We start from the raw sequence: 12,707 nt of genomic DNA, 5'->3' as shown, positions 1-12,707 counted from the left end.
CCCTGTCCAGATTTTCGGCGCCACCTCAGACCCAACCCCCGACCTTGCTCGCATTCCGGCCGCGTCAGAACTGCTGCCGGATATTGATCAACACGCCTTGATCGGCCCCCGCGCCGCTATTGCGCCGGTGATTATACTCGACGTCGACGGCGGTGCGCTCACCCATGATCATTTCGATGCCTGCACCGAGCAACAGGCGGCTGCGGGAATAGCCGGTGATTGGCACCCCGTTGAACGGCCCGGAGGTCTGATCGAAATAGGCGACCAGAGCCTCGCTGTCGTTTTCGACATCGCGTTGATATTCCAGTCGCACGCGCGGGATGAAGTATCCGTTTTCGACCGCGATCCGATGGTCGATCTTGGCGCCGGCCGCGACGGAAGTGAACGCCACATCCTGGTCGAGGAAGGTCAAATCGAACACCGATCCACTGGCCTCCGTATAGCCGTCCAACGTGCCGCGCTGTGCATCCAGTCGGGCATAGGGTGTGAAGCGCCAATCACCGGTTTCGATATCGGCCCCAGCCGATAGCGACCCGAACCATTGCCGCCCCTTGCGCGAGGATGTGACCAGATTGCCATTGAGTGTGACATAGCGGCGCAGGTCGAAATCGAGCCATTGATGTCCCGCCAGCCAATCGAGATAGATGCCGCTGCCGAGCAGGTGGCTGCCATAGATCGCCAGCGTCTTGGCTTCGGCTCGGCTGCGCGATCCGTTGCGGCCGACATCGCTCGTTTCGCGGCCCAGGCCGACGCCGACCCCCGCCGCGAAAGACGGGTTGAAGCGATAATCGGCGCCAAAGGTCACGCCTTCCGATTCGAAGCGCTGCGAGGGGCGACCGGTGGTTTCGTCGATGTCACCATAACGGATCGTGCCGCCTGCCCAGATGGTCCAGGGCAGTTCCGCGTTTCCGCCGCTGTCGCCAGGGGCTGCCGATGCTTGTCCTTGGGGACCGGATGGAGCGCCGCCAATAGCGCCGCCACCGACCGATATCCCGGAGCCGAGCAGGTTGCCGCCGGCATCTCCGGCGCTGCCGAGGCCTGTCGGGCCGCTGCCGCCCGGACGATTGTTCCAGCCATTGGAGCCGCTGTTCGCGCAGGCGCTGTTTGTCCACGCGGTCATGGTGTCCATGCAGATGTCAGACGAATTGAGGCGCAACGCATTCTGGAACCCGCCGCGACCTCCGCCGCGCCGCATCCCTTCCAGACGGCGGCCGAAGTTTCCGACCTGCGTGTCGACCAAACGGCGGGCGGCGTTGACCTGCGCCTGAACGAGTCCCCGTACTTCGGGGTCGTTGGCGGGGTTCGGGCGCGCCGCAATGGCGATCGTATAGCTTATGTCGATGGTCGAGGGCGTGCCACCGGTGCTGTCGGTTACGCGCACGGTGAAGGTCGCCGGACCCGATCCCGTCGGCGTTCCCTCGATCCGGCCGGTCGCGGTCCCAAGGGCCAGCCCGTCCGGCAACGCGCCGTCCGCGATCACATAGCTATAGGGTGCTATCCCGCCGCTGGTCGTGAGTTGTTGGCTGTATGCAACGCCCTGGACCCCGGCGGGAAGCGTTTCCGGGGTTACGCGGAGTTCCGCATTGGCAACGGTCAGGTTCAAACTGACAGTTCCGCCTTGTCCATTTGCGTCGGTCGCCGTGACCGCAAGCGCGAAACTGCCCGCAACCGTTGGCGTACCCGAAATGACGCCTTCCGCTGACAGCGACAGTCCTGTCGGCAGGGCGCCGCCCGTCAGAGCGAAAGCAAAGGGGGCGACGGCACCTGAGGCGGAGAGCGCGACATTATAGCTGTTATTGGCGGTCGCGACCGGAAGCGTATTGGGCGTGATCACGATCGTCGGAGTGATGACCTCCAGCGTATAATTGCCCTGCACGGAGAACGGCGCTCCGGTGCCCGTGGACCCCGTATCCGTCGCGGTGACGGCAAAGGCGAAACTTCCGATCGCCGTCGGGATGCCGGACAACACTCCGGTCGAGCCGTTCAGCGTGATCCCCGCCGGGAGAGTGCCGGAGGTCGCATAGCTATAGGGACCGACGCCGCCGCTTGTTGTGAAGCTCTGGGAGAAAGCGGCGCCATAGGGCGCGCTGAGCGTGCCGGCTGCGGGTGTGATGGCGAGGGTCGGTGCGTTGACCGCCAGGGTGAATATCTGGCCGACGGGGAAGGGGCCATTGCCGGTTGAGCTGTCGGTGGCCGAGACGTTGAGCGCAAAGCTGCCCGACTGGGTCGGTATGCCGCTGATGGTGACGCTGTTGGCACTGGTGCCCGTGATGGACAGCCCGGCAGGCAGGTTCGTGACCTGATAGCCGGAGAAAGGCTGGGTGCCGCCGCTGAAGGTGAAGCTTTGGCTATAGGGGGTGGCGACCATTGCGGTCAGCGGTCCCGATGCGGCGATGCTGATCGTCGGGTTGTCGACCGTGATGCTGACCGTTGCGGGGGCGGACGTGCCGCCCGCGTTGGTGGCGTTGTAGGTAAAGCTGTCGGTTCCGGCATAGCCGGCGTTGGGGGTGTAGCTGATGCTGGTTCCCGATGCCGTGGCCGTGCCGTTTGCGGCCTGGGCGACAATGGCGACGCTGGTTGCTGTGCCGCCCGACAGGTTGAGGGAGATGCTGTTGGCATTGCTGCCGTAAGCGACGGATGCCGATACCGGCCCGGCAACCGGTGCGGCTTCGATGATCGTCAGCGCATAGGCCTGGGTTGCCGAATAGGGGCCTGCTCCGGTGGAGCTGTCGGTTGCCGTGACGCTGAAGTTGAAGGTTCCGAAGGCGCTCGGGGTTCCCGACAGTGCGCCGGTCGTCGCTGACAGGGTGACGCCCAGGGGAAGCGCGCCTGTGGTCACGGCATAGCTATAGGGTGCTGTGCCGCCGGTGGCGGGGGTGATGGCGCTGCTGTAGCTTGCGCCGATCTGTCCCTGTGCCAGCGTTGCGGCGGGAAGCGTGATCGTCGGGGCCGCAACAGACAATGTATAAGCTCGTGACGCCGTTTGGCTGAAGCTGTCGGACGCGGTGATGGTGAAGGTAAAGTTCCCGCCGGCGGTCGGCGTTCCTGACAGCACGCCGCCGGGCGACAGCGTCAACCCACCGGGCAATGCGCCCGCCGTCACACTGAAGCTATAGGGGGCCACGCCGCCCGATGCGTTGATCGTCTGGCTATAGCTCGCCGCGACGGTCCCGCCTGCCAGAGACGTCGGGGAAAGAATAACCGTCGGCGCCGGGACGTTGATCACGTAATTTTGCGAGACGGAGAACGGCGCCCCGGTACCCGTTGATCCACTATCGGTCGCGGTAACGGTGATCGGATAGCTTCCCGGTATGGTCGGCGTACCGCTTAGTACATTGCCGCTGAAGCCAAGACCCGCCGGGAGAGTGCCGGAGGTGGCATAGCTATAGGGGCCGACGCCGCCGCTTGTTGTGAAGCTCTGGGAGAAAGCGGCGCCATAGGGCGCGCTGAGCGTGCCGGCCGCAGGTGTGATGGAGAGGGTCGGTGCGTTGACCGCCAGGGTGAAGATCTGGGCGACGGGGAAGGGGCCATTGCCGGTTGAGCTGTCGGTGGCCGAGACGTTGAGCGCAAAGCTGCCCGACTGGGTCGGTGTACCGCTGATGGTGACGCTGTTGGCGCTGGTGCCCGTGATGGACAGCCCGGCAGGCAGGCTCGTGACCTGATAGCCGGAGAAGGGCTGGGTGCCGCCGCTGAAGGTGAAGCTTTGGCTATAGGGGGTGGCGACCATTGCGGTCAGCGGTCCCGATGCGGCGATGCTGATCGTCGGGTTGTCGACCGTGATGCTGACCGTTGCGGGGGCGGACGTGCCGCCCGCGTTGGTGGCGTTGTAGGTAAAGCTGTCGGTTCCGGCATAGCCGGCGTTGGGGGTGTAGCTGATGCTGGTTCCCGATGCCGTGGCCGTGCCGTTTGCGGCCTGGGCGACAATGGCGACGCTGGTTGCTGTGCCGCCCGACAGGTTGAGGGAGATGCTGTTGGCATTGCTGCCGTAAGCGACGGATGCCGATACCGGCCCGGCAACCGGTGCGGCTTCGATGATCGTCAGCGCATAGGCCTGGGTTGCCGAATAGGGGCCTGCTCCGGTGGAGTTGTCGGTCGCCGTGACGCTGAAGTTGAAGGTTCCGAAGACGCTCGGGGTTCCCGACAGCGCGCCGGTCGTCGCCGACAGGGTGACGCCCAGGGGAAGCGCGCCTGTGGTCACGGCATAGCTATAGGGTGCTGTGCCGCCGGTGGCGGGGGTGATGGCACTGCTGTAGCTTGCGCCGACCTGCCCCTGTGCCAGCGTCGCGGCGGGAAGCGTGATCGTCGGGGCTGCAACAGACAATGTATAGGCTTGGCTGCCTGCAAACGGTCCTGGAAAGGGGCTGCTGTCGGACGCGGTGATGGTGAAGGTAAAGTTCCCGCCGGCGGTCGGCGTTCCTGACAGCACGCCGCCGGGCGACAGCGTCAACCCACCGGGCAATGCGCCCGCCGTCACACTGAAGCTATAGGGGGCCACGCCGCCCGATGCGCTGATCGTCTGGCTATAGCTCGCCGCGACAGTCGCGCCAGGAAGCGCCCCCGGTGACACGGTCACCGGCACGTCGTCATTCTGAATGGTGATGGAGGATCTGGATACCGCGATCGAGGCATTGCTTGCATTGAACAAGTCTAGCGAGAATGTCTCGTTGCCCTCGGGGATCGTATCGCCGTTGACCAGAACGGAGATCGACTTGGATGTTTCGCCCGGCGCAAAGCTGAGCGTTCCGGATGCAGCCGTATAGTCGCTGCCGGCCGTCGTTGCGCTGCCGTCGGCGGTAGCATAGTCAACCGTAACGGTTCGGCCGCTCGCGCTCTGCAATGTGACGGTAACGGTTGCGGTGGATGTGCCCGAATTGCCTTCGGTCACCGACGTGTCGGATGTCGATATCTGCGGCAGCGGATCGTCATTGGTTATGGTTCCCAGCCCCTGTCCATCGACGACGATCGCATTGTTTACATTGACGACGTTGACGAAAAACGTCTCGGACGCCTCGTTCAGCACATCGCCGTTGACCAAGACAGTAAAGCTGTATGTGCTCGCCCCGGCAGGGATCGTTTGCCCGGTCAGGCTGTTTCCGACAAAATCGCTCCCGGCGATAGCCGTTCCATTGGCCGTCGCGATGTCAAAGGTCACGCCGCCTGGTCCGGCCGATGTCGACAAGGATATGGTGAAAGTGAAACTCGTCGTCCCGCTATTGCCTTCACTAATCGTCACATCGTTGATGCTCAGGCTCGGCAGATCGTCGTTCAGGATCGTTCCGGTCGCGCTGTTGGGCGCGCCGACCGTATAGCCGGCTCCGGCGGACAGCGTGATAACGACGGTCTCGTTCGCTTCGATCGTCGCATCGGCAGTCGGGTTGACCGTGATCGTCCCTGTCAGATTGTTCGCCGGGATGACGAGCGGCGAGGATATGCTGGCATAGTCGATACCGTTGGTCGCCGTCCCGCCGACGGTGTAGCCGATGGAAGTGGCGGTGGATGACGGCTGGTTCAGCGTCACCGTATAGACAAGATTTGCAACGCCATCCTCGGCGACGGAAAGCGGAGACGCCGTGATCGACGCACTTGGTACATCGTCGTTCAGGATCGTTCCGGTCGCGTTGTTGGGTGAACCTATGGTATAGCCTGCTCCGGAGGCGACGGTCAGGGTGACCGTTTCGTCGGCTTCGACGGTGCCATCGGCGGTCGGGTTGACCGTTATGGTGGCGCTGGTCGAACCGGCGGGGATCGTGACCGTCGAAACATTGCCTGTATAGTCGGTACCCGCCGAAGCGGTGCCGGAGGTCGTGATATTAACAACCGTGGGCGACGACAGGTTCAGGCTGCGCGTCACGGTATAGACCAGATTGGTCGCACCATCTTCCGACACGCTGGACGGCGAAACACCGATCGAAACGCTGGGTGCCGGCGATACCGTCAGCGTGAAATTCTCAAGTTCGAAATAGGGAGCCGATCCGGTGCTGCCGTCGGTGACGCGCAGCGTGACCGGATAGTTTCCGGGGGCCGCCATGGTCGTGCCGCTGATGACGCCTGCCGACGAAATGTTGATCCCCAGGGGAAAGGCGCCCGTTTCGAGCTGATAGGCATGGGGCGCAACGCCGCCGTTCGTGGCCAGTGTCAACGAAAAGGCCGCGCCTTGGATCGCTGTTGCGGACCCGGGCGAAATCGAAAGTGAGGGGTCCTGGACCGTGCCGGTGTAGCCTTTGTCGACGAATTGGCCGCCATTGTCCGTCGAGCGCACCGTAAAGCTATAGCTGCCGCGCTGGGTCGGCGTTCCCGAAAGCACTCCGCTCGTTGTCAGGGAAAGGCCGAAAGGCAGAGTGCCGCTTTGCAGCGCATAGGTATAGGGCGCACTGCCGCCGGCCGACGTCAGCGTTTGCGAAAAACCAGCGCCCGCAGTCAGCGTCGGCAATGTGCCCGGCGATACCGTAATCGGCGAAGTGGCCGGCGTGATCGTGATAGTGACCAGAACATCGCCGCTACCATTGAAAGAGCCGTCGGCGAACTCGAACACATCAGTTGAACCGACGCCAGTCGTGCCGTTGTGGCTATAATCGAGAAGCCACTGACTGCCGCTAATCCTTAGATTCGCTGAACCATGATCGGGCAAGTCTGATGGGCCATAGGAACCCCCATCTACTGTGCCGATTCCAGCAAATCCGATGCCAAAGGCGCAATCGGTGATATCGATCGTCACGGTGCCGCCGCTGGTGACTGACGCCGTCTGTGGCGGGCATTCGGCCGACGAATGCTGCGCATATACCGGCTGTGAAAGCATCACGCCTGCCAAGACGGTCAGCGTCACTGCAACCCAACGGGTTGCTGCCACGCGCAATGCGTCGATTGTCATATTATGCCCCGTTTCCCCGGCTGCGCGAATCGCTTGCAGCCTTCCATGGCGCTGGGCTTGTCAAAGCGAGGGCTGATAGACAATCAATCGAATCGTACTGCTACATCCTTGCAACTTGCGGTGCCTATTACTAGCGAGCCGCTGCTCAAGGCGCGGCGTATTGGTGCAAGGCGTATCTGCACGCGGACGCCATCAGACTGGAGCATGCAGCCTTTGCGCCGAATTCGGATTTCCAGCTTGCCCTTCTTGTCGGCATGGCAGTTACGCTGCGCCCGCGACACTATTCCGATAATCGTTGTGCGGGTCGGGACCGCCACTGTGCCGCGAAAACTTATGTCTTCAACAACCTCAAGGCGCACATGATCGCCCGGCTTGCTGTCATTCGCGGATAGCATCGTCGTCGATTGCAGTCTGAGCGGTGCCCCGATGGGAAGGAAGTGGCGCTTCGGCAGAACTCGTGGCCATCGGGTCGATCGCATGTTCGGCAAGCTCAGGCAGCAGCACCGAACCGCCGCGCGCTGCGATAAAACCGTCCTCTCCTTCAAAAGCTCCCTCAACCTCGCCGCAGCTCGCCTAAGGTGGCAATCTTTTGTCAACACGGGCTGGCGATCGAGTGCAGGATCGTGCCTGAAACCGGCACCTAGGCGGCGGCGCCTTTACCGTGGATGGTAGGGCGCCGCCGGCTGCCGGCTGTGGGTCGCAGGTTGCCGTCAGCGCTTTCTTTTTTGCGGATCCGGCCGACTTGTTCATCCCCCATATGGAGGATGTCCACGACCAAACCATATCAGTCGGGGGCGGTTGCGCCGATGCGTCCCAGCAGGCCGGCGAGGTCGGCCTGGCGTGCCGTCCCGGTCTTCTCCAATGTGCGGCGAAGCTGCGTGCGTATCGTACTGATCGCGACGCCGCCCGCGGCGGCGATATCCTCGGGCGTATCGCCGCGCGCAATGCCGCTTGCCACACGAGCTTCCGAGGGGGTGAGGTCGAACAGCGACTTCAATAGCGAAATGCTCGGTGCGCGCTCCGATGTAACCGGGATCAGCAATAGCAAGGCATAGCTGTCGCCGAAGACGTCGTGCGCTGCGCGCCGAACCGGGATGAGATGGGCGACCAGTTGGGGCATCCCGAACGTATCGCGGACGGGGAAGGAGCGCGCGCCCTGTTCGGATCCGGCAGGCGCTTCGGCCAGTGCGTCGTTTAACAGGCGATCGGCCTGCCGATCGTTCAGGCGAAAGCGGCCATTCGCCCCCCATAAGACAAAGCTCTCGATTTCCTTTGTCTGCGGACTGGCTTCGGCGACCTGGCCGTCCATGCGCAACAGGAAAGCGGGAAGTTTCAGGGCCGCAAGAGCCTCGGCGGCGCCTTGTGCCGCCCGGTGCTGCAGGCGTGCGCTGACCAGTGCGCTGCGGGCCAGGTGCGGGCGGAGCAGATTGAGCTGCGCGACACGCTCCGGCTCGATCGGCCCGTCGCGAAAGGCGCGTTCGACGCTGAAGACAATATTGTCGCCTGTCGGCACCTGCACTCCCGTTCCGGCAGACCAGCCGAGCCCGCGCGGACGGAAGAAATCGCGATAGACCGGATCTGCATCCAGTTCGTCATCGCTCCAAAAATCATGTTCGACAAAGAAGGAGGGGGTTTCCTGGCCCATCAGGCACAGGCGGCGACTGCATTTCCCGAACCACCCCTCTTCGACATAAGCCGAAAACACATCGGCAACCCGGTCCGACGCCGTCCAGTGCAACGCCTTTCTGGCAGAGAACAGGAGGCCGCCGGTCGATCCGGCAAGCTGCGCGACCTCGTCCAGAACCGATGGCCATGCCTGGGGCAGAACCGAGCATTCGTAAATCCGGTCAACAAGCTCTTCCTGCATTCTTCCCCCCAAACTCTCCGGCCTATTGTCGCCGGGCGGGACGAAAATGCAATCGGTAGTGAAGGACGGATTGCGGTCAGTGCGACCCTTGCACGGCTTTCAAATGCCGAACGATGCGTTTGACGAGGCGCGGTTTGCGCTTGGCGATACAGGTTTCGATTTGTTCGGGCGTTGCGTCCCGTCGCTTCAGGCAAGCGGCCGCATCGCGGCAGATCATTTCATCGATCGCGGCAATTCCGCTCGATTGAGTGGTCGCGCAGATGATTTTGCCTTCGTTGTTGCGTCCCAGCGTCACCTTCACTTCGGTCATGCGCCTGGCAATCACGACGATGTCCGCGTCGGTGGGGTTCGAAGTCCCTGAAATTTGCGTGCCAGCGGTCAGGGCGATGGCGAATATGAGCATGGGTGTTTCTCGATTGATATGAGGTTATGATTGAAGAAATTAAACTATAACTTGAAATTTATCAAGCTATGGATTATCCGAGTCCCACGGTTCAAGGGGATGATCATGAATGTGAGGTTCGCTAGCCATATGCGTACGGGGGTGTCGGTTCTGATGGCGCTGCTGTGCCTTTCGATCCTCGCTGCGGCGGTATATCCGTGGTTTTTCACCTATGCGCAGATCGTCGATGGCTATCGTGTCGAAAGTGCGTTGCTGATCGGGGCGCCGCAATTGGTGATCCCGTTGATCATGCTGCCGCTCCTTGCGGTCCAGCTCTATGGCCTCGCCAATCTTCGCAGGACCTTTGCCGCGGCAGCTCGCGGCGACTGGTTCGCAACCGAGGCGATCGACGGATTTCGTCGCTTCGCCTGGTCAACGGTATGGATGGTTCCGGTCAATATCGTGCAGAAATCGGCGACGCTCGCTTATGTCAGCTGGCTTGATCCGGCGATGAAGAATGTTATCGCGATCGATATCGGGTCCGGTGATATCCGGTCATTTGTTCTTGCGATGCTGTTCTTGTTCGTTGCGCAGATATTCGCGGTCGGGCGTCAGATCGACGAAGACGCGAGGTCGATTCTGTAACGCCATGGCCATCATCATGAACCTCGATGTGATGCTTGCGAAGCGCAAGATGCGGTTGAAGGACCTGGCCGCGGCGCTGGGGCAGAGCGAACAGAATCTGTCGATGATCAAGACCGGCAAGATCAAGGGCGTGCGTTTCGACACGCTCGATCGCATCTGCGTCGTGCTGGAATGTCAGCCGGGCGACCTGCTCGAACATGTTCCGGATGACGCGCCAGGTTAAACGCCCGGCGGCAGCTTCTTTCCTTTCACTTCCTGGATCTCACGATGATCATCACTCTGCAACGACTTGGTGTTGCGGCGGCGGTTCTGTGCGTGCTGCCCATTGCTGCGAACGCTCAGGATCGGCCTTCCGAAATCGGCAGCTTCGAAGACATTGTCGTGACCGCCCGGCCGGCGCGCGATGATCCGAGCACCATGGCGGGCGATGCCGAATTCCTGATGCACACGGCGGGCGATGGCAACGACCCGTTGAAAGCCGTTCTGGCCCTGCCGGGTATCACTTTTGGTGCGGGTGACATGGATCGGCCGGTCATGCGCGGCGCCGGTCCTGCCAACAACCTCTTCCTGGTCGATGACATCCCGTTGCCCGATCTTTTTCACGACCTCAGTGACTCCATCGTCAGTTCCAACGTCTTGCATGGTTTTAACCTGCACAGCGCGGCGTTACCCAATCGTTATGGCGGTGCGACGGGAGGCGTCATCGACATTCGTCTGCGCGATCCGCAGCGCGAAGGGGCGCGCTTGTCCGTCGATCTGAGCCAGTTGAAGAGCGGCGCGCTCGTCGAGACCGCGATCACCGACACGCTGGGCGCCTATGCAAGCTATCGCGTCAATCTGGCGCATTTGTTCCTCCGAAACTATGCGCGCGGCAATGCGCTGCTCGAATTCCGCATGCCGCAGAGCCGTGACTATACGGCCAAGGCGGTGTGGCGGATGGGTGATGCGTCGATCAGCGCGACGATCTTGGGGGCATGGGATGAACGGCGGGAGGTGCAACGTCGCGAACTGGGCCTGCCACCGCATTTTGGCCAGACCGAAACCCGCGCGACCGATGCGCAGTCGCTGCGCCTGCATGTCCCGGTTGCGGAGGCGGGTGAGTGGGTAACAAGCATCGCGCATGTCCGCAGCGCGGAGCGCACCAGGGAGGTCGCGGGCGATTTTCGGCGGCTGTCGCAAAGCAATCTGTCGCTGCGCAGCCGCGTCACCGTCCCGCTGGGCGCGGCGCGGATCGAAGGCGGCGTAAACATCGACCGGAACGAAGCCGTGCTGGCGTACAAGGGCCTCTACCCGATCTGCGACTATCTCGAGCGCCACTGCGGCGGCGCGCTGAGCATTGCGCCCCGCCGCGAAAGCACGCGGTTCGGGCGTGTCGAAACCTTTGTCGGCGCGCTCGTCCGGGTCGGGGAGCAATGGTCTATCGACATGGGCGGTCGGTGGCTGCGCGACTTTGCGCTCGATCGCAGCTATTGGGAACCGCGCGCCGCAATCGAATGGACCCCGAGCGATGCGGTCGCCCTTTACGTACGCGGCGCGCGTCAGCACGAGCGGCCCGAACTGGACCGGCTATTGCTGATCCCGACCGCGAGGTCGCGGCAGCGCTATCACGCATCGTGGCAAGCACTCGCCGGGATGCGCGCGAACCTGGCGGGCGGATGGCGCGCCCAGCTTGAAGGCTGGTACAAGGATTTCGATGTCGCCGATCTGGTCGATACGCCCCTTGCCGCGCGCGTCGGCGGCGATGCGCGCGGACTGAACCTGTTCCTGACCAAACCCGCCGGCGATCGGTTCGACGGCTGGCTGTCGCTGAGCCGCACCTGGTCGAAACGCAGCCTGCATCCTGGCGATGCGGCGGTCCCCTATCGTTACGACATCCCTTGGAGCGGCACGGTTGCGGCCACCTGGCATGTCACGCCCAGCTTGTCCCTTGGCGGGAAATGGCGACTGCAGAGCGGGACACGCTATACGCCACTGGTCGGGGTCGCCAAGGATCCCGTGACTGGCGAGGTTGTCCAGGCATATGGTGAACCCTTTTCGGCGCGGGCGGCGCTTTATGCGCGGCTCGACCTGCGTATCGAAAAGACGCTGACGATCGGGCGCATACCCGCCCGCATCTATGTCGATGCGCTCAACATCCTCGATCGCGCGAATGTCGCCGAGCGCCATTATCCGATTGCCAACACGCGGCCTCAACCCGACGGATCGCTGATCGGGGTGCCCGCCGACGACAGCGGCATCCCGCGTTTCGTGGCGGTCGGCGTCGGTTTTGTCTTTTGATCAAAAGGTTTGAGCATGACTTTTCCCGGAGCCGATTGCGTGCGATTTTTGCGTCAATGGCTGGCGTCGCCCCGAACGGTGGGCGCACTGGCACCGTCGGGCGGGGCGCTGTCCGCCCTGATCACCAGCGGTGTCGCGGCGGATAGCGGGCCGGTGCTGGAACTCGGGCCGGGAACCGGGGTGTTTACGCGGGCGCTGATCGACAGGGGCGTTCGCGAAGAGGATTTGACTCTGATCGAATATGGGCCCGCGTTCGTGGCCATGCTGGAAGCGCGCTTTCCAAGGGCCCGGGTGTTGCAGTTGGACGCGGCCCGGATCGGGCGCGATCGGTTGTTGGCGCCCGCAACTTATGGCGCGGTGATCAGCGGACTGCCCCTACTCAATTTTCCGCTTCGCAAGACGATGGCGATCCTGGAAGGGGCCTTTGGCCTGTTGAAACCTAACGGCGCCTATTATCAATTTACCTATGGGCTGGGATGTCCGGTGCCGTTGAGGTTGCTCGATCATCTTGGGCTGAAAGCACGGCGGGTGGGCGGCGCCCTTTCTAACTTGCCGCCGGCGTCGGTCTATCGAATCTCAAGCCGCCATCGTCGGACTGCTCTACTGCCGGGCGCGTAGCAATCCAGGTGCCAGCCACAGGATAGGCTGGTGCGGGGGCGACGCGATTG

The 12,707-nt window shown here is 62.8% G+C and carries 7 protein-coding genes; 4 read left to right on the top strand and 3 right to left on the bottom strand.

Features of this window, described 5'->3' with window-relative positions:
- Window positions 1-64: 64 nt before the first annotated feature.
- The 3 genes from U0S50_RS16110 to U0S50_RS16100 form a co-directional block, all read right to left on the bottom strand.
- A complete protein-coding gene (locus U0S50_RS16110; protein ID WP_322309697.1) occupies window positions 65-6,868 on the bottom strand; it encodes a putative Ig domain-containing protein in 6,804 nt (2,267 codons plus the stop codon).
- Window positions 6,869-7,652: 784 nt separating this feature from the next.
- Entirely contained in the window at window positions 7,653-8,735 is a 1,083-nt protein-coding gene (locus tag U0S50_RS16105; RefSeq protein ID WP_322309696.1) for a helix-turn-helix transcriptional regulator, read from the bottom strand.
- Window positions 8,736-8,811: 76 nt separating this feature from the next.
- Complete coding sequence (locus U0S50_RS16100) at window positions 8,812-9,138, bottom strand: hypothetical protein (protein WP_322309695.1); 327 nt, start codon at window positions 9,136-9,138, stop codon at window positions 8,812-8,814.
- 105 nt (window positions 9,139-9,243) lie between these two features.
- On the opposite strand from U0S50_RS16100, the gene U0S50_RS16095 reads away from it, so the two are divergent.
- The 4 genes from U0S50_RS16095 to U0S50_RS16080 are packed head-to-tail and all read left to right on the top strand — an operon-like array spanning window position 9,244 to window position 12,657.
- Window positions 9,244-9,762: a hypothetical protein gene (locus U0S50_RS16095; RefSeq protein WP_322309694.1), complete on the top strand. Its 519-nt coding sequence runs from the start codon at window positions 9,244-9,246 to the stop codon at window positions 9,760-9,762.
- A gap of 4 nt (window positions 9,763-9,766) precedes the next feature.
- Window positions 9,767-9,985: a helix-turn-helix transcriptional regulator gene (locus U0S50_RS16090; protein WP_322309693.1), complete on the top strand. Its 219-nt coding sequence runs from the start codon at window positions 9,767-9,769 to the stop codon at window positions 9,983-9,985.
- Window positions 9,986-10,029: 44 nt separating this feature from the next.
- Window positions 10,030-12,039 carry a TonB-dependent receptor plug domain-containing protein gene (locus U0S50_RS16085; protein ID WP_322309692.1) on the top strand — a complete coding sequence of 670 codons (2,010 nt, stop codon included), beginning with the start codon at window positions 10,030-10,032 and terminating at the stop codon, window positions 12,037-12,039.
- A gap of 15 nt (window positions 12,040-12,054) precedes the next feature.
- A complete protein-coding gene (locus U0S50_RS16080; RefSeq protein WP_322309691.1) occupies window positions 12,055-12,657 on the top strand; it encodes a class I SAM-dependent methyltransferase in 603 nt (200 codons plus the stop codon).
- The last annotated feature ends 50 nt before the right edge of the window (window positions 12,658-12,707 follow it).

This window comes from Sphingopyxis sp. (assembly GCF_034380315.1).
Taxonomy (GTDB): Bacteria; Pseudomonadota; Alphaproteobacteria; order Sphingomonadales; family Sphingomonadaceae; genus Sphingopyxis.
The sequence above is the reverse complement of the archived record's forward strand: the minus strand, read 5'-3'. Positions and strand labels throughout refer to the sequence as shown.